This is a genomic window from Kitasatospora sp. UYEF31 (assembly GCF_057291755.1).
Genome location: NZ_JBXAWK010000014.1, coordinates 35295 through 59762, shown reverse-complemented (window position 1 = coordinate 59762; position 24468 = coordinate 35295). Strand labels below are relative to the sequence as shown.

At 69.2% G+C, this 24468-nt stretch carries 21 protein-coding genes and 1 pseudogene; 12 read left to right on the top strand and 10 right to left on the bottom strand.

Going from position 1 to position 24468, the window contains the following annotated elements; all coding sequences use genetic code 11:
* Window positions 1-2 precede the first annotated feature (2 nt).
* From AC0Z36_RS09755 to AC0Z36_RS09735, 5 genes are all read right to left on the bottom strand, one after another.
* Window positions 3-1007 carry an ABC transporter ATP-binding protein gene (locus AC0Z36_RS09755; protein ID WP_485462354.1) on the bottom strand — a complete coding sequence of 335 codons (1005 nt, stop codon included), beginning with the start codon at window positions 1005-1007 and terminating at the stop codon, window positions 3-5.
* On the bottom strand, window positions 1004-2002 hold the full coding sequence (locus AC0Z36_RS09750; protein ID WP_485462353.1) for an ABC transporter ATP-binding protein: 999 nt from the start codon (window positions 2000-2002) through the stop codon (window positions 1004-1006). Before AC0Z36_RS09750 ends, AC0Z36_RS09755 begins: the two co-directional genes overlap by 4 nt.
* Window positions 1999-2979: an ABC transporter permease gene (locus tag AC0Z36_RS09745; RefSeq protein WP_485462352.1), complete on the bottom strand. Its 981-nt coding sequence runs from the start codon at window positions 2977-2979 to the stop codon at window positions 1999-2001. Before AC0Z36_RS09745 ends, AC0Z36_RS09750 begins: the two co-directional genes overlap by 4 nt.
* Before the next feature lie 132 nt (window positions 2980-3111).
* Window positions 3112-4878 (bottom strand): ABC transporter substrate-binding protein, encoded by a 1767-nt coding sequence (locus tag AC0Z36_RS09740; RefSeq protein ID WP_485462351.1) that lies wholly within the window; start codon window positions 4876-4878, stop codon window positions 3112-3114.
* An 86-nt stretch (window positions 4879-4964) separates the two neighbouring features.
* Window positions 4965-6005, bottom strand: coding sequence for an ABC transporter permease (locus tag AC0Z36_RS09735; protein ID WP_485462350.1), 1041 nt, complete (start codon window positions 6003-6005; stop codon window positions 4965-4967).
* 276 nt (window positions 6006-6281) lie between these two features.
* On the opposite strand from AC0Z36_RS09735, the gene AC0Z36_RS09730 reads away from it, so the two are divergent.
* The 9 genes from AC0Z36_RS09730 (at window position 6282) to AC0Z36_RS09690 (ending at window position 15204) form a co-directional block, all read left to right on the top strand.
* Entirely contained in the window at window positions 6282-7529 is a 1248-nt protein-coding gene (locus AC0Z36_RS09730) for an NAD(P)/FAD-dependent oxidoreductase (RefSeq protein ID WP_485462349.1), read from the top strand.
* Window positions 7526-7828, top strand: coding sequence for a (2Fe-2S)-binding protein (locus AC0Z36_RS09725; RefSeq protein WP_485462348.1), 303 nt, complete (start codon window positions 7526-7528; stop codon window positions 7826-7828). The genes AC0Z36_RS09730 and AC0Z36_RS09725 overlap by 4 nt, the downstream gene beginning before the upstream one ends.
* On the top strand, window positions 7815-9269 hold the full coding sequence (locus AC0Z36_RS09720; RefSeq protein ID WP_485462347.1) for an FAD-dependent oxidoreductase: 1455 nt from the start codon (window positions 7815-7817) through the stop codon (window positions 9267-9269). Before AC0Z36_RS09725 ends, AC0Z36_RS09720 begins: the two co-directional genes overlap by 14 nt.
* On the top strand, window positions 9266-10162 hold the full coding sequence (locus tag AC0Z36_RS09715; RefSeq protein WP_485462346.1) for a dihydrodipicolinate synthase family protein: 897 nt from the start codon (window positions 9266-9268) through the stop codon (window positions 10160-10162). The genes AC0Z36_RS09720 and AC0Z36_RS09715 overlap by 4 nt, the downstream gene beginning before the upstream one ends.
* A 74-nt stretch (window positions 10163-10236) precedes the next feature.
* Window positions 10237-11238: a proline racemase family protein gene (locus AC0Z36_RS09710; RefSeq protein WP_485462345.1), complete on the top strand. Its 1002-nt coding sequence runs from the start codon at window positions 10237-10239 to the stop codon at window positions 11236-11238.
* A gap of 49 nt (window positions 11239-11287) precedes the next feature.
* Window positions 11288-12601: an aldehyde dehydrogenase family protein gene (locus AC0Z36_RS09705; protein ID WP_485462344.1), complete on the top strand. Its 1314-nt coding sequence runs from the start codon at window positions 11288-11290 to the stop codon at window positions 12599-12601.
* A 268-nt stretch (window positions 12602-12869) separates the two neighbouring features.
* A complete protein-coding gene (locus AC0Z36_RS09700) occupies window positions 12870-13550 on the top strand; it encodes a proline racemase family protein (protein WP_485462343.1) in 681 nt (226 codons plus the stop codon).
* Between the two features lie 20 nt (window positions 13551-13570).
* Entirely contained in the window at window positions 13571-14458 is an 888-nt protein-coding gene (locus AC0Z36_RS09695; RefSeq protein WP_485462410.1) for an ornithine cyclodeaminase family protein, read from the top strand.
* A gap of 65 nt (window positions 14459-14523) precedes the next feature.
* Window positions 14524-15204, top strand: a complete 681-nt coding sequence (locus AC0Z36_RS09690; RefSeq protein ID WP_485462342.1) for a GntR family transcriptional regulator — start codon at window positions 14524-14526, stop codon at window positions 15202-15204.
* A gap of 176 nt (window positions 15205-15380) precedes the next feature.
* On the opposite strand, the gene AC0Z36_RS09685 is transcribed toward AC0Z36_RS09690, so the two are convergent.
* The 4 genes and pseudogenes from AC0Z36_RS09685 to AC0Z36_RS09670 form a co-directional block, all read right to left on the bottom strand.
* On the bottom strand, window positions 15381-17753 hold the full coding sequence (locus AC0Z36_RS09685; protein ID WP_485462341.1) for a collagenase: 2373 nt from the start codon (window positions 17751-17753) through the stop codon (window positions 15381-15383).
* A gap of 243 nt (window positions 17754-17996) precedes the next feature.
* Complete coding sequence (locus AC0Z36_RS09680) at window positions 17997-18287, bottom strand: hypothetical protein (protein ID WP_485462340.1); 291 nt, start codon at window positions 18285-18287, stop codon at window positions 17997-17999.
* Window positions 18288-18384: 97 nt separating this feature from the next.
* Window positions 18385-19008, bottom strand: coding sequence for a response regulator (locus tag AC0Z36_RS09675; RefSeq protein WP_485462339.1), 624 nt, complete (start codon window positions 19006-19008; stop codon window positions 18385-18387).
* Between the two features lies 1 nt (window position 19009).
* Window positions 19010-20264, bottom strand: a pseudogene (locus tag AC0Z36_RS09670) (sensor histidine kinase).
* Between the two features lie 150 nt (window positions 20265-20414).
* On the opposite strand from AC0Z36_RS09670, the gene AC0Z36_RS09665 reads away from it, so the two are divergent.
* Window positions 20415-20987 carry a GlcG/HbpS family heme-binding protein gene (locus AC0Z36_RS09665; protein ID WP_485462338.1) on the top strand — a complete coding sequence of 191 codons (573 nt, stop codon included), beginning with the start codon at window positions 20415-20417 and terminating at the stop codon, window positions 20985-20987.
* A 64-nt stretch (window positions 20988-21051) separates the two neighbouring features.
* Here the strand turns inward: AC0Z36_RS09665 and AC0Z36_RS09660 are convergent, their stop codons facing one another.
* The gene (locus AC0Z36_RS09660; protein ID WP_485462337.1) at window positions 21052-21621 is read right to left on the bottom strand and encodes an ATP-dependent Clp protease proteolytic subunit; all 570 of its coding nucleotides are present in this window, start codon (window positions 21619-21621) and stop codon (window positions 21052-21054) included.
* A 193-nt stretch (window positions 21622-21814) separates the two neighbouring features.
* On the opposite strand from AC0Z36_RS09660, the gene AC0Z36_RS09655 reads away from it, so the two are divergent.
* Window positions 21815-22903 carry a winged helix DNA-binding domain-containing protein gene (locus tag AC0Z36_RS09655; protein ID WP_485462336.1) on the top strand — a complete coding sequence of 363 codons (1089 nt, stop codon included), beginning with the start codon at window positions 21815-21817 and terminating at the stop codon, window positions 22901-22903.
* Window positions 22904-23179: 276 nt separating this feature from the next.
* Entirely contained in the window at window positions 23180-24406 is a 1227-nt protein-coding gene (locus AC0Z36_RS09650; RefSeq protein WP_485462335.1) for a branched-chain amino acid ABC transporter substrate-binding protein, read from the top strand.
* Window positions 24407-24468 lie beyond the last annotated feature (62 nt).

Sequence of the window (24468 nt, the reverse complement as noted above, 5' to 3'; positions counted from 1 at the left end):
GCTCACTCCGGGAAGTGGCAGGCCGTCAGATGACCGTCCGCGCCCTCCAGCGGCGGCGTAGTCGTCGCGCACACCTCCTGCGCCTTCCAGCACCGTGTCCGGAACCGGCACCCCGACGGCGGGTCGATCGGGCTGGGCACGTCGCCGACAAGGCGGATGCGTTCGCGCTTCTTCCCCGGTGAATCCGGTACGGCGGACAGCAGCGCGTGCGTGTACGGGTGGCGTGGCGACTCGTACAGCGTGTGCCGGTCGGCGATCTCGACGATGCGGCCGAGGTACATCACCGCGATCCGCTGGGAGAAGTGCCGCACGATGGCCAGATCGTGGGCGATGAACACAAACGCGATGCCCAGGTCACGCTGGAGCTGCTGGAGCAGGTTCACCACCTGCGCCTGGATCGACACGTCAAGTGCGGACACCGGCTCGTCGGCGATGATCAGCTTCGGCTGGAGGGCCAGCGCCCGCGCGATGCCGATGCGCTGGCGCTGACCGCCGGAGAACTCGTGCGGGAACCGGTTGTAGTGCTCGGGGTTCAGGCCGACGGTCTCCAGGATCTCCTGGACGCGTTTGCGGCGGCCCCCGGGCGGATTGATGCCGTTGACCTCCATCGGGCCGGCGATGATCGTGCCGACGGTGTGCCGGGGGTTCAGTGAGGAGTACGGGTCCTGGAAGATCATCTGGATGTCCGTGCGCAGCGCGGCCAGCTGCCTGCGGGAGGCGTGCGTGATGTCCTGGCCGTCGAACACGATCCGGCCGGATGTCGGCTCCAGGAGCCGGGCGATCACCCGGCCGGTTGTCGACTTGCCGCAGCCGGATTCGCCGACGAGCCCGAAGCTCTCCCCGGGTGCGACGCTGAACGACACCCCGTCGACGGCCTGCACCGCACCGGTCTGCCGTTGCAGGATTCCAGACCGTACGGGGAAATGCTTTGTCACGTCGGTGACTTCGAGGAGCGGCCGCTGTCCGTCTTTGACAGGGACAGTGGGAGCGGGTGAGGTGACGGTCATCGCACGGTCTCCACGGTGAGCAGCCGGCTGCGGTCGGCGGGGTCGAGGTGGCACGCGGACTGCCGCTCGGTGCCCATGAGTTCGGGTCGTACGGAGGTGCAGACGTCCATCGCGAAGTCACAGCGCGGATGGAAGGCGCAGCCGGTCGGCGGGTCGAGCAGGCTGGGCGGTGTTCCGCGCACGGGGGTCAGCGCGGCGTCCACGTTGCCGTCGAGGTGTGGCATGGACGTCAACAGGCCCCGGGTGTACGGGTGTTGAGGATTGTCGAGGATCTCCGCGGTGGTGCCCTTCTCCACGCAGCGTCCGGCGTACATCACCAGGACCTCGTCGGCGATGTCGGCGACGACTCCCAGGTCGTGGGTGATGAGGATGATCGCTGTGCCGGTGTCCTCCTGGAGGTCGCGCAGCAGGTCGAGGATCTGCGCCTGCACGGTGACGTCCAGCGCGGTCGTCGGCTCGTCGGCGATCAGCAGGTCGGGGTCGCAGGACAGGGCCATCGCGATCATCGCGCGCTGCCGCATGCCGCCGGAGAACTGGTGCGCGTAGTCGCGCGCCCGCTTGGCCGGGTGGGGGATGCCGACCCGGGACAGCATCTCCACCGCGCGGGCCCACGCGGCCTTCTTCGTGCCGCCCAGGTGCCTGCGGTAGGTCTCGGCGATCTGGTCGCCGATGGAGTAGAACGGCGACAGCGCGGTCAGCGGGTCCTGGAAGATCATGGAGATGCGGCGGCCCCTGAGGTCCTCCATCTCGCGTTCGGGCATGCCGATGAGCCGGCGGCCGTTGTAGGTGATCCGCCCGGTGGTCTCGGTGTGTTCGGGGTTGTGCAGACCGAGTACCGCGAGGTTGGTGACGGACTTGCCGGAGCCGGATTCGCCGACGATGCCGAGGGTGCGGCCCTTCGACAGGTCGAAGGACAGTCCGTCGACGGCTTTGACCAGGCCGTCTTCCGTACGGAAGCTCACACGCAGGTCCTGCACGGACAGCAGAGGGCTCATGACACACGCACCCGGGGGTCGATGACGGCGTAGACCGCGTCGACGACGATGTTGGCGACGACCATCGCGGTGGCGGCGATCAGCACCACGCCCATGATCGACGGCAGGTCTGACTCGACGACGGACCGGACGGCCAGCTTGCCGATGCCGTGGATGTTGAAGGTGGTCTCGGTGATGACCGCACCGCCCAGGAGGACGCCCAGTTCGATGCCGTAGATGGTGACGATGGGGGTCATCGCGCCGCGCCAGGCGTGCTTGAGCAGGACTTTGCGGCTGCGCAGGCCCTTGGCCTTGGCCGTACGGACGTATTCCTCGCCGAGCGTGTCCACCATCGAGGACCGGGTGAGCCTGGCGTAGACGGCGGCGTTGATGACCCCCAGGACCAGCCAGGGCAGGATCAGCCCGCCGGCCCATTCGCCGGGTCCGTCGGTGAACAGCGGGTGGTACTTCGGCTCGGGCAGCCAGTCGAGCTTACGGACGAAGATGCCCAGCGCCAGGACGCCCAGGAAGTAGATCTGCACGGACGCGCCCACCAGGGACAGGCCCATCAGGAGCTTGTCGATCCACTTGCCGCGGTGCAGCGCGGCGACCATGCCGGTGACGATGCCGCCGGTGAGGAAGACGACGGACGCGCCGAAGGCCAGGGACAAGGTGGCGGGCAGCCGGTCCATGAGGGTGTTAAGGACCGGCTCGTTGTTGACGAACGAGTAGCCCAGGCACGGGGCTTCGCAGTGCTTGGGGCCGAAGTCACGGCCGACGAACAGGCCGGACATGTAGTCCCGGTACTGCACGGGCACGGACTTGCTCAGGCCCAGGTTCTCGCGGATCACGGCCAGCGTCTCGGGCGTGCAGGTCTTGCCACAGGACAGCCGGGCCGGGTCGTCGGGCAGGGCGAAGAAGAGGAAGAAGGTGGCGGTGGACACCACCAGCAGGATGAGGACCGCGCCGAGGGACCGGCGGATGAGGAAATGCAGCATGGGAGTCTCTCGACACGCTGGGGAGCGGAAGGTGGTGGCCCGGCCGGAAGGGGGGACCTTCCGGCCGGGCCGGGCGACTGCTCAGTGACTACTTGACGACTGCTTGGCGACTACGCGCTGACTACTCGCTGGCTACTTCACGAAGATGTTGACCGGGTACGGCGTGCCGTAGCCCGCGCCCAGGTAGACGCCGCCCAGGCCGGGGCCGTAGAGGTACAGGCCGCGCCTGTAGACGAACGGCACCGCGGCTGCCTTCTCGACGAGTTGCCTGTCCAGTGCAGCCCAGGCCTTGCCGGCCGCGGTGGTGTCGGTGAGCGCCATGACGCGGTCGATCTCGGTGTTGACCGCGGCGTCGTCGAACAGGCCGTAGACCGTGCCGTCGTCCTGGATCTTGCGGCCGTCGAACTTCAGTGGCAGCACGGAGGAGCCGCTGGGCCAGTCGGCGCCCCAGCCCGACCAGTACAGGTCGAACTCGTTGTTCACCTTGCCGATCTCGGTGTAGTACGACTTGTCGCTGACGGGCCTCTTGACGACCTTGAAGCCGGCCTTCTCCAGGCCCTCGGTGACGGCGACGGCGATCTGTTCCCACAGGTCCGTCTGCGAGTAGGCGAAGACGATCGTCGGGGCGGGCTGTCCGGATTCGGTGATCAGCTGTTTGGCCTTGGCCGGGTCACCGGTCGGCGGGACCTTGTAGACGTCGAAGTTCTCGTAGCCGGGCATGGTCGGCGAGGTGTACGTGGTGGACAGTTCGCCGTACGCGGGGCCGCCGAGGATCTGCCGGACCTGCTGCTTGGGGAAGGCCGCGATGAGCGCCTGGCGGATCTTCGGGTTGGTGACCCGCCTGTTGTTCATCTCGAAGTACTCGGCGTACGGCGTGACGCCGTCCGTGGTGCGTGCCTTGAGGTCCGGGGTCTCGATCACCTTCTGGGCCAGCTCGCGGGGCACCTGCGAACGGAAGGTCAGGGCGGTCTTGTCCGAGCCGTTGGCGGCCAGGAGGCGCTCGTTGATCTGAAGTGTCGTCAGGCCGAACTCGGAGGCGAACCCGTCCGGGTAGGCGGTGCGCACCGCGTCGGTGTTCGGGTCCCAGTGCTCGTTGCGCACGATGGTCATCGACTTGTCGATCTCATGCTTGTCGATGCGGTACGGGCCTGAGGAGAAGGGCCGCTTGTCGTACTCGAGCTTGGTGTCCTTGGCCTTGGGGACCGGCGAGGAGGTGTTCAGCGCGACTGCGAAGGGCAGGTCACCGCGGGCACTGGCCAGCTTGAAGACCACGGTCTTGTCGTCGGGCGCCTCGATGGCGTCGTAGGACTTCCCGTCGTACGGACCGGCGTAGACCGCCCGGAAGTCGGGGTTGCCGGTCAGCCACTCCTGCACGTAGGTGGGTCCGCCGGTGATCTGCTTGTCGAAGGACCGCTCCACGCCGTACTTGACGTCGGCCGCTTTGATGGGCGAGCCGTCCTCGTACTTCAGCCCGTCCTTGAGCGTGAACTTCCAGGTCTTACCGCCGTCGGGCGTGGTGCCGGTGTCCGTGGCCAGGTCGCCCACCAGGGTGGTCTTGTCACCGTCCTGCTTGTAGGCGGTGAGGGTGCGCGACAGGAGCAGGCTCATCGTCTGCTCGTGGCTGACGTACACGCGCTGCGGGTCGAGGTGGTTGAAGTCGGTCTTCTCCAGGTCGGTGACGATGCCGCCCTTCTTGGCACCGGGCACCTCCTTGGCCGGGCCCTTGGAGTCGGCGGCGGTGCCGACGGTCGTCCCGCGGACCTGCGCGACGGGCTTGCCGTCGCCGGCCTTCGGTTTGTCGGCCTTGTCCTTGCTGTCGCCACCGCACGCGGTGAGGCAGGACAGGCCGATGACGGCCACACCGGCGAGGGCGGTGAGGCGCTGTTTGTGTCTGTTCACGGGGTTTTCCTCTGGTGACAGGTAGGCGGGGTCAGCAGTTCGTCTTGGATCGGCGGTTCGTCTTGGATCGGCGGTTCGTCTTGGGGTCAGCGGTTCGTCTTCGGGTCGAGCGCGTCGCGCACCGAGTCCCCGAGCAGGTTGAAAGCGACCACGAAGATCAACATGGCGATGCCGGGGAAGAGCATGTAGGCGGTGTCGGAGTCGAAGACCTCCGCGCCGCGCAGGATCATGCGGCCCCAGTCGGGGGTGGGTTCGACCATGCCGACGCCCAGGAAGGACAGCGCGGCCTCAGTGGTCACATACGCCGGCACCGCTAGGGAGGAGGTGACGAGGATCGGCGTCCACAGGTTCGGCAGGAGTTCCTTGAGGATGATCCGCCGGGACCCGCTGCCGGTGACCCGGGCTGCTTCGACGTACTCGCGCTCCCGCAGGGACAGCACCTGGCCGCGCAGGAGCCGGGCCACCGACGTCCAGCCGAAGGACGACAGGACGACGATCAGCACCAGGCCCCGCTTCCACGAAGCGGTCTCCTCGTTCGCGGTGGTCATGAAGGACATGACCACCGGGGTGAAGGCGATGAAGAACAGGGTGTTCGGGAACGACAGCATCACGTCGATCACCCGGCTGATCACGAAGTCGGCCTTGCCGCCGAGGTAACCGGCGGTGACTCCGAGCAGCACCCCGACGACGGTGGTGATGACCACCACCGCCAGGGAGATCAGCAGCGAGGTACGGATGCCGTACGCGAGCTGGGTCAGCACGTCCCGGCCCAGTCCCGGCTCAAGGCCGAACCAGAATTCTCCGGACATGCCGCCGGCGTCGCCGACGGGGAAGCCGTAGTCGTTCAGCAGTCCGGGGGTGTTCTGTCCGTACGTGGCGTACGGGTCCTTGCCGTAGAGCTCCGACAGGAGCGGTGCGCCGAAGCCGATCAGGAAGAACAGGGCGACGACGACGCCGGCGGTGACACCGGTGCGGTCGCGGCGGAACCTTCGCCAGGCCAGTTGCGCGGGGGAGCGGCCGAGCAGTGCCTTTGCGACTGCGGGTTCCACAGAGGGTTCGGGCGGCGCTGCGGGCTCCGGCGCACTGGGGACGACAGGTTCCAGGGCAGCCCGGGATGGCGTGGTCATCGTGGGGGTTTCCCTGCGGGAGGTGGGGCTCAGCGGTTGTCGCCGAGCCGGTGATGGGACTGTGCGGCACAAGCTGACGCAGGGTCAAGAGTAAACGGCATCACATTTCGTGTGTGACATTGCATTTACTATCTCTTTAACATTCGACGTCGGCGCAGGACCGTCGCGCCGCGACCCGGTCACCTTGGATGGGCAGTGCCGACGGGAACAGCGCGCGGAGATGATCTGCCGTCAGATCTCTAGGCAAACCGCTCTGCCATGTGACATTGTACTGATGTGACTGGTACTCAGACATGCGATGTCGTCGTCATCGGCGCCGGCCTGGTCGGGGCCGCCTGCGCGCTGTACGCAGTGCGGGCGGGCCTGACCGTAACCCTCGTCGACCGGGGCTCCGTCGCCGGTGGCACAACCGGCGCGGGCGAGGGGAACATCCTCGTCTCCGACAAGGAGCCGGGCCCCGAACTGGATCTCGCCTTACTGTCCAACCGGCTGTGGCGCGAGCTGACGGAAGGCCGATCCTCCAGCCTTGAACGGCACAGCGCTGAGTCCCGCGGCGCTGAGTCCCGCGGCGCTGAGTCCCACAGTGTCGAATCCCGCGGCGTCGACCCCTGCGCCGTCGAATTCGAATCCAAGGGCGGCCTCGTCGTCGCCTCGGACGAACAGGGGCTCGACGCGCTGCGGAAGTTCGCCGCCCGGCAGCGGGGAGTGGAGACCATCCCCGTGGCCGCCGGCGAACTGCGCACGCTCGAACCCCACTTGGCCGAAGGACTGGCCGGCGGTGTCCTCTATCCACAGGACGCCCAGGTCCAGCCGATGCTCGCCGCGGCCCACTTCATCCGTGAGGCGCGGCGGACGATGCGGTTGACCGTCCTCACCGGGACCACGGTCACCGGCATCGGGACGACGAAGGACGGCCACGTACGGGAAGTGCTGACCGACCGTCAGCGCATCCCGACCGGCGCGGTGGTCAACGCAGCCGGGACCTGGGGCGGCGAGATCGCGAAGCTCGCCGGCGCACACCTGCCGGTGCTGCCCCGGCGCGGCTTCATCCTCGTCACCGAACCGCTGCCGCTCATCGTGCGGCGCAAGGTGTACGCGGCCGACTACGTCGCGGACGTCGCCAGCGACTCCGCCGACCTGCAGACCTCAGCCGTGGTCGAAGGCACGGCGGCCGGACCGGTCCTGATCGGTGCCAGCCGGGAGCGGACCGGCTTCGACCGGACGCTGTCGGTCCCGGTGCTGCAACGCCTCGCCGCCCAGGCGGTAGCGCTGTTCCCCGTACTCGACCAGGTCTCGGTCATGCGCGCCTACCGGGGCTTCCGCCCGTACATGCCCGACCACCTGCCGGCCATCGGTCCCGATCCACGGGTCCCCGGCCTGTTCCACGCGTGCGGTCACGAAGGCGCGGGCATCGGGCTCGCCCCGGCGACCGGGCACCTGATCGCGCAGAACCTCACAGGTGAGACCCCGGACCTCGATCTCACTCCCTTCCGTCCCGACCGCTTCCAGGAGGTGCCGGTGTGAACCCCCTTGAGTACGTCCACGCCGCACCGGGTAATCCGTACGAGATATCGATCGACGGCAGAGCCGTCGCCGTTCTGCCCGGTCAGACCGTCGCCGCCGCGCTGTGGAGCGCCGGGATCACGTCCTGGCGCAGCACCCGCCAGGACGCCCGGCCACGTGGGGTCTTTTGTGGCATAGGTGTCTGTTTCGACTGCCTGGTGACCGTCAACGACCGCCCCAACGTCCGGGCCTGCCTCGCCGAGGCCCGCCCCGGGGACGCCGTCCGCACCCAGGAGGGGACCGGGCATGACCACCTATGACCTCGCAGTCGTCGGGGCCGGACCGGCCGGGCTTTCGGCGGCGGTCACCGCTTCCGAGGCCGGGCTCTCCGTCGCCCTGATCGACGGCGCGGCCCGCCCCGGCGGGCAGTTCTACCGCACACCGGACCCCCGGCTCGGTGCGCGTCGTATCGATCGACTGCACCACGCGTGGTCGACGTACACCGGGCTCATGGCCCGCCTCGACCGCAGCACGGCCGACTGGCTGCCGGGCCGTCAGGTGTGGACCATCGAGCACGGGTTCACTGTGCGCACGCTGGTGGACGATGTCGAATTGACCGTCAGCGCACGGTCTGTACTGATCGCGACCGGGGCGTACGAGAAGCAACTCCCCTTCCCAGGTTGGACGTTGCCCGGAGTTGTCACCGCAGGTGGCGCACAGGCGATGCTCAAGGCCAATCTGTGCCTGCCCGGCGGGCACGTCGTGGTCGCGGGCACCGGGCCACTGCTGCTCACCGTCGCCGCCGGGCTCGCCGCTGCGGGCTCGAAGGTCGTCGGGGTCTACGAGGCCAACAGTGTCCTCGGCTACGCATCACACTTCCCCGCGATCGCAGCCAACCCCGGCAAGCTCCTCGAAGGAGCCGAATACGGTACGGGTCTGCTCAGGCACAAGGTCCCGCTCCGTACGCGGCACGCCGTTGTCGCCGCACACGGCGCGGACCGGCTCGAAGCCGTGACGGTGGCGAAACTGGACCGGGACTGGAACGTCGTTCCCGGCACCGCCCGCCGGATCGACTGCGATGCGCTGGCAGTCGGCTACGGTCTCACCGCGCAGCTCGACCTCGCGCTGGAACTCGGGTGCGCGACAACGGCCGACGGTGACGGTTCACCGGTCCTCGCCGTCGACGCGCAGCAGCGCACATCCGTCCCCGGAGTGTGGGCGGCAGGCGAGACGACCGGCATCGGCGGTGCGCAACTCTCCATCATTGAGGGCGAGTTGGCGGCCCAGTCGATCGCCGACCGGCAGCCCTCCGCCAAGGCTGTGCGCTCCCGCCGTCGCCTCAGAGCCTTCGGCGAGGCCTTGCACGCCGCGCATCCCGTACGCCCTGGCTGGACCTCCTGGCTGACGGACGACACCCTCGTCTGCCGCTGCGAGGAGGTCCCCGTATCAGCGGTCCGCGCGGCCGTCGAAGACCTGGGCGCGTCCGACGCGCGCTCGGTGAAACTGCTCACCCGCACCGGCATGGGCTGGTGCCAGGGCCGCATGTGCGGCACCGGCACCGCTTGCCTGACCGCGCACCTGTGCGGCCGGGAACCGACGCTCAGCGAGCTCACCGGCACCCGTCCGGTGGCCCAGCCCGTCCCCCTGGGCCTGCTCGCGTCCGCTCAGCCTGTGTCAGCTCACTCAGTTCACTCAGTTCAATCAGCCCGTTCAGCTCAGTCAGCTCAGTCAGCCCATTCAGATCTTGAGGAGTCACGATGACCACCACCTCCCGCAAGCCCTGGCACGGCGTCATGGTCGCCACCACACTGCCGCTGCGCGCCGACCTCTCCGTCGACTTCGACGCGTTCGGCGAGCATTGCCGGTGGCTGGTCGCCGAAGGCTGTGAAGGCGTAGTCCCGAACGGCTCCCTGGGCGAATACCAGGTGCTCACCGCCGAGGAGCGCGCGCAGGTCGTCCGTACGGCCGTCGAGGCCATCGGCGGGGACCGGGTCATGCCTGGCGTCGCCGCGTACGGCAGCGCGGAGGCCCGCCACTGGACCGAGCAGGCGGCCGAGGCCGGGTGCGCGTCGGTCATGCTGCTGCCGCCGAACACCTTCCGGGCCCCCGACGACGCCGTGGTCGCGCACTACCGCGAGGTGGCCGCCGCCGGGCTGCCGATCGTCGCGTACAACAACCCGATCGACACGAAGGTCGACCTGACGCCCGAGCTGCTCGCCGTGCTGCACGGGGAGGGGCTGATCCACGCGGTCAAGGAGTTCAGCGGCGACGTCCGCCGGGCCTACCGGATCGCCGAACTCGCCCCCGGTCTTGACCTGTTGATCGGCGCCGACGATGTACTGCTCGAACTGGCGATCGCCGGGGCCAAGGGCTGGGTGGCCGGCTACCCGAACGCGCTGCCGCGCACCTCGGTGGAGCTGTACAACGCGGCGGTGTCCGGTGACCTGACCACCGCGCTTCCGCTGTACCGCACCCTGCACGAACTCCTGCGCTGGGACTCGAAGTCCGAGTTCGTCCAGGCGATCAAGCTGTCGATGGACATCGTCGGCCGGCCCGGCGGACCGTGCAGGCCGCCGCGGCTGCCGCTGCCCGCGGCCACGGCGACGGCGGTCCGCCAGGCGACGGAGAAGGCCGTGGCCGAAGGCCTCACCTGACAAGTCCGGGGTGTGGGCGGGGTAACGCCCGCACCCCTCCCGCACGTCACAACTGCGAACCGGGGAAGGAACCCATGCGCACCCGCAACATCTTCCACGCCGTCGACTCGCACACCGAAGGCATGCCGACCCGCGTCATCACCGGCGGAGTAGGTGTGATCCCCGGGGCGACGATGTCCGAACGACGACTGCACTTCCTGGAACACATGGACAGTCTGCGCACCCTCCTGATGTACGAGCCGCGCGGGCACTCGGCCATGAGCGGCGCGATACTCCAGCCGCCGACCCGCCCCGACGCGGACTGGGGCGTCCTCTACATAGAGGTGTCCGGCTGTCTGCCGATGTGCGGGCACGGGACGATCGGCGTCGCGACGGTGCTGGTGGAGACCGGGATGGTGGAGGTGGTCGAGCCGGTCACGACGATCCGTCTCGACACTCCCGCGGGCCTGGTCATCGCGGAGGTGGCCGTCGAAGACGGTGCGGCCCGGTCGGTGACGATCCGTAACGTCCCGTCGTTCAGCCTGGGACTGGACCGCAGGGTGGACGTCCCCGGTCTGGGGGAGATCACCTACGACCTCGCCTTCGGCGGGAACTTCTACGCGATCCTGCCGCTGGACCGGGTGGGGCTGAAGTTCGACCGCGCGTACAAGCAGCAGATCCTGGACGCCGGGCTCGCACTGATGGACGCGGTCAACGAACACGACCGTCCCGTACACCCGACCGATCCGGCGATCGACGTGTGCCACCACGTGCAGTTCACCGCGCCGGGCTCGAACGCACAGGTGTCGCAGCACGCGATGGCGATCCACCCGGGCTGGTTCGACCGGTCGCCGTGCGGGACCGGGACCAGCGCCCGGATGGCGCAGCTGCACGCGCGCGGCGAGCTGGGCCTCGACACCGACTTCGTGAACGAGTCGTTCATCGGGACGCGGTTCACCGGGCGGCTGGTGGCGGAGACGGCTGTGGGCGGGCTGCCCGCGGTGATCCCCACGGTGACCGGGCGGGCGTGGCTGACCGGGACGGCACAGTACTTCCTGGATCCGGGCGACCCGTTCCCGGAGGGATTCCTGCTGTGACTGTTACTTCCATGTCCGACGCGCCCCCTGCCCCCGGAAGGCACCCCCGATGAACAGCACCAACCCAGCGGACCCCAGCGATGTAGTCCTCTCCTTCACGGCAGCGGGTGCGGAAGGCGTACGGTCCGCTGCCGCGCGGGCGCGCACCGCCCAGCGGGACTGGCTGGCCGCCGGTGCCGCCGCGCGCTCCGCCGCCCTCAGCTCCGCCGCCGACCGCGTCGCCGCCGCGTCCGACGAACTCACCGCCCTGGTCGTCCGTGAGGTCGGCAAGCCGACCGCCGAAGCCCGGGGCGAAGTCGCCCGTACGGTCGCCATCCTGCGTTACTACGCACAGACGGTGTACGACCCGGCCGGCTCCGTCCACGAGCCGGCCGCCGGGCCCGGACTGCTGTTCACCCGCCGCCGTCCGCACGGGGTGGCGGGACTGATCACTCCGTGGAACTTCCCGCTCGCCATCCCCGTGTGGAAGGCCGCCCCGGCGCTGGCCGCCGGGAACGCCGTACTGCTCAAGCCGTCCGAGGAGGCGACGGCGTGCGCGCTGCGCCTCGCCGAGCTGCTCGGGCTGCCGGACGGACTGTTCACCGTCGTCCCGGGCGGGGCCGCGGAAGGCTCCGCGATCGTCGGGGCCGCCGACGTGGTGTCGTTCACCGGCTCGACGGCGGTCGGCACGGTCGTGGTCGGGGCGGCGACCGGGCGCGGAATCCCCGTGCAGGCGGAGATGGGCGGGCAGAACGCGGCGATCGTGCTGCCGGACGCCGATGTGCACAAGACAGCGGAACAGCTCGTGGGCGCGGCGTTCGGCTTCGCCGGGCAGAAGTGCACGGCCACCAAGCGGATCATCGCCGTGGGCGACCCGGGCCCGCTGCGGGACGCACTGGTCAAGGCCGTCGGGAAGCTCGAAGCCACTCCGGTCATCACCGGGGCGGCCCGGCAGCGGGTCCTTGACGCGGTCGGCGGCACAGTTCTGACGGGTGGTCACGCGCCGGACCGACCCGGCTGGTTCGTGGAGCCGACCCTCGTCGAGGACGTTCCCGCCGGTCACGTCCTGGCCGGCGACGAAGTGTTCGGGCCGATCGCGCTGCTGTTGAGCGCGCCCGACCTGGACGCGGCGATCGACCTTGCCAATTCCGTACGACAGGGTCTGGTGTCGTCGATCCACACTGCGGACCTGAACGCGGCACTGGCCGCAGTTGACCGGTTGGACACCGGCCTGATCAAGGTGAACGCGCCGACGACCGGAGTTGACTTCCATTTGCCGTTCGGCGGCGAGAAGGTGTCCAGCCACGGCCCGCGCGAACAGGGGCGGGCCGCCCTCGACTTCTACACGAGCACCCGCACGGTTTCCCTGCTGCCGAGCGTCTAGTGCTTGATGAACACCCAGACCCCCGCCGTCCGGGAAGGGAAGCCTCCCCGGCATCAGCCCTCCCCGGGCGGCGGGCCCGATTCAGTCGGCGTCAGAAACAGGGACGGACTGAGCGGGTAAGGACCAGCCCCAGTCAAGACCGGCCCAGTCAAAACCGGCTCAGTCAAGAGGGGCTCAGTCAAGAGGGGCCCAATCAGAGACCAGCCCAATCAGTGACCAACCCAGTCGAGAACAGCTCCAGCCGAGAGCAGTCCAGGAGTCACCCCTGATGCAGACCGTCGAGAACGTCGACTACCACACCGTCGGCGAACCGTTCCGGATCGTCGCCGACGGCCTGCCGCCACTGCCCGGGAACACCGTCGCTGAGCGCCGGGTGAACCTGATCGGGCACCCGTACCACCCCGCGGACCAGATCCGGCGGTTGCTGTGCCACGAACCGCGGGGACACGCCGGCATGTACGGCGACTTCATCGTGCCCGCCGACGACGGCGGCGCGCACTACGCGAGCGTCGACGCCAGGACCCTGGGCATCCCGCTGGTCCCCGAACACCGCGACGACCTGATCCGCGCCGGACGGGAGACCAAGCGTGAACTGACCGATCTGCCGGAGGAACTGTACGGAGTGATCCTGTACGAGGAACGCCCCGACACCGCCGAAGGCCCCGCGCAGCGCAACGTCACCGTGTTCGCCGACGGCCAGGTCGACCGCTCGCCGTGCGGCTCGGGCACCTCGGCGCAGCTCGCGCTGCTGTACGCCGACGGGCTGATCAAACAGGGGCCGGCGCTGCGGCACGAGTCGATTATCAGAACGGTCTTCATCGGACGTGTTGTCGGTGATGGGCCCGACGGCGTGGAAACCGAAGTGGAGGGCACCGCGTTCCGCACCGGTGAGCACCGGTTCCTGCCCGACCCGTTCGACGACCTCGGTACGGGGTACACGCTGCGATGAGCCTCCCCTACGTGACCACCATGCCGGGCATGTCCGAGGCCATCGACACGATCGAGAAGATCCTCATCGACGGCTTCGACCCGGACTCCGACCCGGCCCGCACAATCACGGATGTGACGGCCGGGCAACTGCTGCTCATGCCGTCCGAGGCCGGGCCGTACGCCGGTGTCAAACTCGCCTCGGTCGCCCCGGGCAACCCCGCCAGGGACCTGCCGCGGATCACCGCGCTGTACGTCCTGTTCGACGCCGCGACACTCACCCCGATCGCGCTGCTCGACGGCACCGCGCTGACGTCCCTCCGGACACCTGCCGTATCCGCCGTGGCCGTGCGGCACCTGGCCACGGCCGACGCCTCCCACCTCGTGGTCTTCGGCACGGGACCGCAGGCGTGGCACCACATCGAGGCGCTGCGGGTCGTACGGCCGGTCACTGAGGTGACCGTGGTCGGCCGGGACGCGCGACGGACGGAGGAATTCGTACGGAGAGTGCGGGAAACCGACGTCGAGACCCGCGTCGGGACCCCCGCCGATGTGGCCCGCGCGGACCTGATCGCCTGCTGTACCACCGCCCGCGGCCCCCTGTTCGACGGAAGCCTCGTACCCGCCCACACGACCGTCGTCGCGGTCGGCTCGCACGAGCCCGATGCCCGGGAGACCGACACGGAACTCGTCCGGCGCGCTACCGTCGTGGTGGAATCAGTACCCGCCGCGCTGCGTGAAGCCGGGGATGTGCTGATTCCCCTGCGCGACCGCGCGATCAACCGTGATCATGTGGTCGGCTCGCTCGCCGACCTGGTGACGGGGCGTATCCCCGCAGCTCCCGCCCGTCCCCGCCTGTTCAAGAGCGTCGGCATGGCGTGGGAGGATCTTGCCGTCGCGGGGGCGGCGTACGAACGGGACCGGAGGTGAAGACGATCATGCGTCTGGGCGCTGGATCGGAAGCGGAACAGGGACAGATCCCGGCACTCACAGGGATGTCCGCACCCGGGCCGGCGATGCTCGGGCTCAAGGCCGTCGCCGAACGGCAGTCGCTGCGTGAACAGATCACGTACGCCCTGCGCGCCGCGCTCATCAGCGGCGAACTCCGGCCCGGGATCGTGTACTCCGCGCCCACGCTGGCCACCGAGTTCGGGGTGTCGGCGACTCCCGTGCGCGAGGCGATGCTGGACCTCGCGAAGGAGAACCTCGTCGAGGTCGTCCGCAACAAGGGCTTCCGGGTGACCGAGGTGTCCCCGCGCGACCTGGACGAGTACACCGCGATCCGGATGCTCATCGAGGTGCCGACGGTGGTGGCCGCGGCGAAGGCCGCGACGCCCGGGCAACTGGAGGCGCTGCGCCCGATCGCCCAGCTGATCGTGGCCGCCGCCGAACGCGGCGACCTGATCGGGTACATCGAGGCCGACCAGCGCTTCCACCTGGAGCTCCTCGCCCTGGCCGGCAACCGCCGGCTGGTCGAGGTCGTCGGCGACCTGCGCAGCCGCGCGCGGCTGTACGGCCTGCGCCAGCTGTCCGACCAGGGTTCGCTGGTGTCCTCCGCGCAGGAGCACGTGGCGATCGTGGACGCGCTGGTGGCGCGGGACGTCGAACGGGTGGGGGAGCTGATGCACGAGCACCTGACGCATGTGCGCTCGCTGTGGGCTGAGGACGCCAAGTAGGCGTTCGTGAACGGTCGTAGCCCGGCTTAGATCAGTCTCAGGCAGTCTCAGGCAGTCTCAGATCAGTCTTAGCCGGTCTAGATCAGTCTTAGTCGGTCTAGATCAGTCTTAGTCGGTCGTACGGAGAAGCCCCCGCCGAGTGCGGGGGCTTCTCCGTGTGCCGTGCGTTCCGGGTGCTACCAGGGCTTCAGCGGGCCCTCGCAGGTGTAGTTCGCGCTGGCCACGGTCCCCCAGTACAGCCGGGGCTTGTCGTAGTAGCAGTTCATGTCGGCCAGGTTGTCCTTCGCCTGACCGGCTCGCGTCAGGATGAAGTAGTCGGCGGTGGCCCGCAGGTCCTTGGCGACCTGGTCCGGGTTCGACGTGTCGGTGCCCGCCGAGAAGCCGCCCGTGCAGATGAACCGGGGGTTCGTGCCCTTGTAGGCCCAGTCGCACTTCGGGTTGTACTGGGTCGACTGGGCGAACTTGTCCTCGACCGTCTTGGCCACCGACGAGGAAAGCGTGGCGGGCGTCTTGTACTTGGTGTCGGGCACGAACAGCGTGTCGACCTTGGCGATCTGCTCGTCGAGGTAGGTGTTGAACGCGGCCTGGAGCGCCGGGTCGGCGCTCAGCCGGTTGCGGAAGGCGTCGAAGCCGGCCACGTCGTTCGCCCGGAGGTAGCCGTACATCTCCGTCAGCAGCGCGGGCCGGTCACGGCCGAGCATCGCCCAGAACGAGCCGGAGTAGGAGTAGTAGCGGAAGAACGACGTGTCTTCGGTGTACCGCCAGTGCAACGTGTCGTACAGCGACGGACGGCCGTTGGTGCGCTGGTCGGAGATGACCGACCGGATGAGCTCCTTGCGCTGCTTGACGCCCTCGTCGCGGGTGGACCCGGCCAGGTACTCGGCCATGCCCTCGTCGAAGGCCTCGCTGCGCCCGGGGGTGCCCCACGCTCCGACGCCCCAGCTGCCGGGGATCGCCCAGCGTCCGTTGAGGTAGTGGGTGTACTCGTGGCGGAACAGCTCCTCCAGACTCAGCGAGGAGTCGATGCCCACGCGCCGCTGGAAGGTGTAGAAGGTGGCTCCCTGCTCGATGTACATGCCGCCGTTGTTGGTCCCGTAGCCGTACAGGTAGGTCTGGTACTGCTTGTAGTCGGCCTTCGTCCCGTACACCTTGATGTTCAGGACTGCATTGGGGTCGTCCGGCACCGGCTGGTCGGTACCCAGGAGGCGCAGGAACTGCGTCTTGACCTGCTTGGACGCGTAGTACATCTGCTCGATCTCGGCCCGCGACAGCGCGGTGCGGACGAGGATCTTCCCGTCGTCGAAGCTGTAGCTGTTGGGGAAGACCCTGGCTTCGAGGTCGGCCTTGCAGGCGTTGAACTGCGCGCACATGCCCAGGTAGTCCAGCCAGCCGGCGGGGGCGGTCCAGACGTAGGACCACTTTCCGTACAGCTGCTCGGTCTTGGGCAGGAGCTCGACCAGTCCGGCGACAATCTGCGGCTTGAGATCGTCGATCCAGATCAGCCGGCCGTACTCGTTGAGTGTGTCGTGGATGACCCAGGCCTGGCCGATGTCGGCCAGGTGCTTGTAGTCGGCCACGGCCTTGAGCTGGGCGACGTACGCGGGGGTCGCCTTGACGGCCTGCTGGAAGGCCGGGTCGAGGTAGCCCCGGAAGTTGATGTTGAGAGCGTCCAGGGCCAGGTTGCGGCGGCCGCTGTCCTTGTACTGGTCGGTGGTGCCGTCCATGTTCTTCAGCAGCTGGCTGTACAGGCCCATGTGCTTCTCGCGGATGCCCTTCTCATCCAGCACGATCATGAACTCGTGGGCGACCCACGCCGCCGCACTGGTCTGGGCCAGCGCGTTGGGGCTGGCGAGGAACGCGTCGACCGCGCCGTTGACGGCGTTGAGGGTGTCCGTGTCGTGCAGGCCGAAGACGTCGCGCCCCCACGAGTGGTACTCGACGACGTGCAGGTAGTACCAGAGCTCGTACATCCGCTTGGAGTTCGTGCCGTCGTACGTGGCGGAGTCCGCGGCGATGCGGTTGGCGACGGCGATGGTGTTCTGCTTGGTGATGTACTTCCCAGCCTCGGCGTCACCGGACGTCCACATCAGCGGGCCCAGACACGTGAAGGCGTCGGGGTGTGCGGGGTCCGTGAGCCAGGCGATCAGTTTGTCGGGGGTGTTGAGCCCGAGCAGCGTCGCGCGGTCGCAGTCGGTGGCGACTGCGGCGCGGAGCCGGGGCGCGCCCTGTGCCTGGGCCGCCGGCTCGGGGGTGGGGGAGCCGGTCTTCTTTCCGTTGAGGGCGGTCTTCTGCTTGTCGCCGCCGGGGCCGACGTCGAGGGGACTGTTGGGAAGTGCGGCCCGGCGTTCGGTGTGCTCCGCGGCTTCGTCGGCTGCGCCGGCGGAGGCCGCGGCCGGGTTGGGAGCGGCCTGGAAGGCCGCCGGTATGCGCTGTTCGGGGGCCGCGTTCGCGCTGGCCGCGAGATTCGGCAGGAGACCTGCGCCGAGGGCGAGGGCCGCGATGGACGCGGCGGTGAGGGTGCGCCGACGACGGGTGACAGCAGCAGACATCCATGCCCTCCAGGGCATCTGGGGCCCGCCGGGGGGAGACGGGTCCTTGGGTGGATGGCCAGTACTGTGTTACATGTCACGCATGGGACAACAGGGACTTTAAGTCAAGAGAGAGCAAAGCTGTCGTGTCCGCGACATGAAATCCTGACGAATCGTCAGCAACAGGGCGACAAAAAGGCGCGGCCCGTACGGGGCCGCGCCTTCTCAGGTCCTTACAGCAGTCAGATTGTTAAATCGGCGGAGTCACAGTCGACCGGGCAGCGAGACCGCCTCCTCATTCCCGCCCACGACCGGCCCCGGGGTGGTCAGGTGCTTCACAATCCGCTCATGCGCCGCCTCGGCAGCACCGTCAATCCGTACGGGTGACCCCGTGACGACGTACGACTCGTCGGCGCCGGTGTACATCACCCGCACGTCGGCTTTGTGGTTGTGGTGCAGCGTGCTCGTGACGTCCACTTCGCCGGTGATCGCGCCGACGTCGTCGGTCATGATCCCGCCGTCTGTGGTGGTGACTGTGCTGGTCTGCTTCGGCATGGGGGTGCTCCGATCACAAGGGTTCCTGGGGTTCCTGGGGTTCCTGGGTTTCCTGTCGACCGGGAGCGGGGTTCTGAAACCGGGCGCGGGAAACCGTTCAGCGCAACAGCCGCTGCTCCGTCGCCGCCGCGACGGCCGCCGTGCGCGTGTCCACGCCGAGTTTGTCGAAGATCCGGCCCAGATGCGTCTTCACCGTGGCCTCGCTGATGAACAGCGCGCGGGCGATCTCCCGGTTGCCCAGGCCGAGTGCGAGCTGCCGCAGGATGTCGGTCTCCCGGGCGGTCAGGGACGGCCGGGGGGTGCGCAGTCGCGCCATCACCCGGCCCGCGACCGGTGGGGAGAGGGTGGTGTGCCCCTGTGCCGCCGCGTGCACGGCCGTGAAGAGTTCCTCCGGCTGCTCGGCCTTGAGCAGATAGCCCGTCGCCCCTGCCTCGATGGCGCGGGTGATGTCGGCGTCGGTGTCGTACGTGGTCAGGACCAGGACGTAGGGCGCGCCGGGCAGGGCGGTGATCCGCCGGGTTGCCTCGATCCCGTCGATGCCGTTGCCGAGCTGGAGGTCCATCAGGACCACCTGGGGGCGCAGTTTGGCGGCCATCGCGACGGCCTCCTCGCCGGTGCCGGCCTCACCGACCACCTCGATGTCGTCGGCGCTGGCCAGGAGCGCGAGCAGCCCGGCGCGGACGACCGCGTGGTCGTCGCAGACGAGGATCTGAACCGGCATGTCAACTCTCCAGGGGTACGGAAGCGGAGACCGCGGTGCCTTCGCCCGGGGCGCTCTCGACGGTCAGGGTTCCGCCGAGCTGGTGCAGCCGGGCGCGCATCGCGGACAGTCCGTGACCCCGTGGTGTGGCCGGTTCGTCCGGTGTGGGCCGTACGGCTGGCGTTCCTTGGTCTGTGACCGTGAACCCCCGGCCGTTGTCGGCGATGTCGAGGGCCACCTGGTCGCCGAGGTAGGACAGCGTCACGGTCACGCTGGACGCCCCCGCGTGCTCGCGGACGTTGGCCAGCGCACCCTGTGCGATGCGCAGGAGCGCCGACTGCACGGGGCCGGGAAGGCGTTCGGACTGGCCGTCGGTGGCGAAGCGGACCGTCAGGCCGGTCCCGGCGCTTTCCGCGCTTTCGGCGTTCTCCCGGGTGGCGAGTGTGCGCAGGGCTTCGTCCAGGCTTCCGCCGTCGGCGAGTTCGGCCGGGGCGAGGTCGTGCACGAAACGGCGGGCCTCGGCGAGGTTGCGGGCGGCGATGTCGGCGGCGGTGTGGACGTGTCTGCGCGCTGTGTCCGGGTCGGATTCCCACGTACGGTCCGCTGCCTGGAGAAGCATGCGCTGACTGGACAGGCCCTGGGCGAGGGTGTCGTGGATCTCCATCGAGAGCCGCTGCCGCTCCAGGAAGATGCCCGCGCGCCGCTCGATGGCGGCCAGCTCACGGCGGGTGCTGACGAGGTCGTCGATCAGGGCGCGCTGCCGCACACTCTGCCGCTGCATGTGCAGGAACACCGCGGTGGCCAGCGCCGCGACGGCGGGCGGGGCGAGCAGGAGGTTCGGGTCGAACCCGTCGGACAGTTGCAACTGCGCGGCGACGACGAACACGGTCAGCAGACCGACGAGCGCAACGGCCGTACGGGGTGGGAGCGTGCGCAGCGCGGTGTAGAGCAGCGGCACCGCGCACCACGCGAAACTCGGGGCCAGGACCACCAGGGCGACCCACACGCCGACGACCGCGGGGAGCCGGGCCCGGTGCGCTCCGGCGGCGGTCTCCCACAGGTGCAGCAGCGCGAGGGCGATGCTGAGCCCGATGATCCACGGGGTGCGTTGGTCGCCCGGGTGCCGGATCAGGAAGCGGCTGAGCGACGCGGCGAGCAGCAGGAAGAACGCGGTGTGCGCGACCACGCCCAGCCAGCGTTCGTCGGGGGCGGGTCGCACGTGGGACATCTCCTTGTTGATCAGGTCTTTTGCGTACATCCTGACCTGTCGGGGCGATGCCCGCATCAACCGATCGGCCGACACCACCCTCAGCCGCCCGGTGAGCCGGGACCAGCCGGTCCGCTGAGGGGCCAGTGCCGGTTCCGGACCCAGGATTGGGAGCAGAGCCGGAAGCACCCCGCTTCCCCGTCGCCCCGAAGGACCCACCATGAAGAAGATGTCCGTCCGCACCCGCATCGTCACCGGTGTCGCCGCCGCAGCAGCCCTCGGCGCAGGCACCTTCGGGATGGTCTCGGCCAACGCCGCGACTCCGGCCGCGTCGGCCGCCCCCGCTCCTGCCGCTGCGCAGGCGGCCGACGCCCGGCACGGCGACAACGTGATCGACACTCCTGTGCTCAGCATCGACGCCGCGACGAAGGCCGCGCAGGCCGCCCTCGACGCCGCTGAGAAGGAGGGCCAGAAGGTCACCGTCGCCGTGGTGGACCGCAACGGCATCACCCGGGTGTTGCTGAAGGGTGACGGTTCGGGCCCGCAGTCGCCGGAGTCTGCCGAGCGCAAGGCCTACACGGCCGTGTCGTGGAACGCCCCGACCTCCGAGCTGGTCAAGCGGCTGACGCAGACGCCGAACCTGAAGGACATCCCCGGCACGCTGTTCCTCGCCGGTGGTGCCCCGGTGGCGGCCAAGGGCGCCCCGATCGCGGGCATCGGCGTGGCCGGCGCGCCGAGCGGCGACCTGGACGAGAAGTTCGCCCAGGCGGGCGTGGCGGCGCTGGGCCGCTGAGCCCCGGGCACGCGTGTGACGGGCCCGGGCCTTCAGAGAACCGGGCCCGTCGCAGCTTCGCCCGTCAGCCCTTGGGGATGTCTTGCGTCGACGGGATGACCGCGTCGATCAGGCCGTACTCCGTGGCCTCCTCCGCCGAGAACCAGCGGTCCCGGTCGGCGTCCTTGGTCACTTGTTCGAAGCTCTGTCCGCAGTGCTGGGCGGTGATCTCCGCGATCTTCCGCTTGCTGCGGATCAACCAGTCCGCCTGGATGCGGATGTCCGTCGCCGAGCCACCCAGACCCGCCGACGGCTGGTGCATCATGATCTCCGCGTTCGGTAGCGCGAACCGCTTGCCCGCCGCGCCGCCGGTCAGCAGGAACTGTCCCATCGACGCGCACATGCCCATACCCACGGTCACCACGTCACTGGCGATGTACTGCATGGTGTCGTACACCGCCATGCCCGCGGTGACCGAACCGCCCGGTGAGTTGATGTGCAGGTAGATGTCCTGGTCCGACTCGGCGGCAAGGAGCAGCAGCTGTGCGGAGATCTTGTTCGAGATCTCGTCGTCCACCTCCTGCCCGAGGAAGACGATCCGTTCGTTCAGCAGCCGGTTGTAGACCTGGTCACTGAGACCGTATTCATTCGCCATCGTGTCTCCGTATCGCATCGCGGGCCGGTAGGTATTCCCGAAGATAACTCCCGTTTCCTGCACGTCAGTTCGGATTACGCTCTGAGCAACATCCGCTCTGAGCGAAGGTCCGCGGACGCGCGCTGCCCCGACGCGCGGAGCTCTAACCGCTTCCTGACAACATCCGTCAGCAATACGCCCTACCGTCTCGACCATGCTCACCCTCAGACAGCTCAACCGCGCCACGCTCGATCGGCAGCTGCTGCTGCGCCGTCATACCCGTTCCGTCGAAAGCACGTTGGAACACCTGGTCGGGATGCAGGCCCAGGCGGTCGACCCGCCGTACTACGGCCTGTGGACCAGACTTGAACAATTCCGTACGGACGATCTCGCTTCCATGCTGAGCGACCGGACGGCCGTGCGTATCGCGCTCCACCGCTCCACCATCCACCTCGTGACCGCGCGGGACTGCCTCGCCCTGCGGCCTCCGCTACAGGTGGTGAGCGAGCGCGGGCTGCGCGGTTCGTACGGTCGGCAGCTTGAGGGCGTCGACCGCTACAAGCTGTTCGCGTTCGGCCGGGCGCTGCTCGACGAGGAGCCGCGGTCGTTCGCCGCACTCCAGCCGCTGCTTGAAGAGCAGTTCCCCGACTGGGACGGGCGGGCCCTGGCGATGGCCGTCCGGGTGGGGGTTCCGCTGGTGCAGATCCCCCCGCGCGGGCTGTGGCGGACCCCGGGCGCGCCCGTGGTCACCTCCGCCGAGTCGTGGCTTGAGGCAACCTTCACCGCGTCGGCCGCCCCCGACGCGCTGATCCCGCGCTACCTCGCCGCGTTCGGCCCCGCGTCCGTCCGCGACATGCAGGCCTGGTCAGGGCTGACCGGTCTGCGGGAGGTCGTCCGCCGGCTGGACCTCCGTACGGAGACGTCCTTCGACGGCCAGGAACTCTTCGACCTGCCCGATGCGGTGCTCCCCGATCCCGATGTGGAAGCACCCGTCCGTTTCCTGCCGGAATTCGACAACATCCTTCTGTCGTATGCCGACCGGACGCGCATCATCGCCGACGAACACCGGTCAGGTCTGGTGACCCGGAACGGAATTGTCGCGGCGACTGTCCTGGTGGACGGCTTCGTCCGGGGAATGTGGCGCATCAAGCGCACAAAGGAATCAGCGGTGCTGCACATCAAACTCCTTGAACCACTCGCCGACCGCACCGCAGTGATGGCGGAAGGGGAGCGGCTTCTGCAATTCGCCGCACCGGAGTTGACGGAGTCAGACATCGTTTTTGACTTGTTGTCCGATAGCTGACCCGGCAACCAGGCGGGGTGGCAGAGCACCGCCGCTTTCCCCAGGGCACCTGCGCACAGGCCCCCGCGGCGGCTAACCTTTGGCGCCACGTTCAACGGGGGAGCGCGTATGGAGCCATGGAACGCAGCAGATCCGGACGGTCGGGGCCCTGGGTCGCCGCCGCCCCGACCTGCCTTTCCGCCGACAGTGGGGGGAGCGATTCCCCCGCCACCGGCCCGTCGGCCGGCGGTCGGGCCGATCCCGCCGCCGCCGGGGAAGCCACCGAAACCACCTGCGGTGAACCGCCGCCGGTTCCTGGCCGCGGCCGGGACCGGCGTTGTCGCGGTCGGCGGTGGAGTGGGCGCCTGGCTGGCTCTCCGGTCCGACGGCGGCGACCCGGTTGCGGCGCCCTCGCCGACCCCGGTGCCGGTGGTTCCCGGACCGGTGACGCGGCCCCGCCCGGTGTACAGGATCGGCGTCCAGGCCGGGATGACCGGTTCGAGCCCGGAGATCGGGGTCAGTGTGGCCGACGGCGTAGCGCTGGCCGTCGAGGAGGCGCGGGCCCGCGGCGGCCTCCCGTTCGACCTCGACGTACGGACCGCCGACGACATGTCGGCACAGCCGCAGGCCACCCTCGCCGCCCAGCTGCTGCGCGACGACCCCTCGGTGCTGGCGGTGGTCGGCCCGGTCTTCGCCGGCCCCGCGCAGGCGGCGCTGCCGCTGTACGCGGGGGCTGGACTCGCTGCGGTGTCCCCCTCCGCGACCAACCCGGCACTCACCGAACCGTCCGCCGGGAACACCTCGTTCCTCCAGGCCGTGGCCGATGACACCGCACAGAGCACAGCCATCGCCCGGCACCTGACCGGGAACCTCAAGCCCGCGAGTGTGCACCTGGTGGACGACAAAAGCGTTTACGGCGTACGGATGGTCGGCACCGTGAAGCGGCTGCTCGACCAGGTCGGGATCCCTACCGTCTCCCACAGCGTCCCGGCCGGTAGCGGCGCGTTCGGGCCGGTCGCCCAGGTGGTCCGCGACGCCGTCGTCTACGGCGGTTTCTACCCCGACACGGTGAAGTTCGCCCAGGCACTCGCCGCCGTCGGATTCACCGGCCACCGGTTGTCGGGCGATGGCAGCGCCGACCCGGTGTTCGCCCAGCAGGCAGGTCCGGCGGCCGAAGGCTGGGTGATGACCCTGACGACGGCGGACGCCGCCGGCACACCCGCAAAACCCGGGGTGGACGCGTTCGCCGCGGCCTACCGGAGCAGGTTCGGCCGGCCGGCCGGGGCCTACAGTGCCGAGGCGTACGACGTCACCAACCTGATCATCGACCGGATGCGCGGATCCGACACTCCGGTGACCCGGGCCGGTCTGCTCCAGTCGCTGCGGGGCGCGGACTTCGCCGGCGTGACCAAGACCTACCGGTTCGACGGGCAGGGCAGGCTCGCCACCGCAGGAGTGTTCCTGTACGAGGTCACCGGCGGGCGGATGGTCTGCCGGGGGCTCGTCGACTCCGCGGGCGTCTGACAGGGCTGCGTGGAACTCGGGGTTCCCCCACCGCAGACATCTGCGGCGGGGGAACCGGGGCG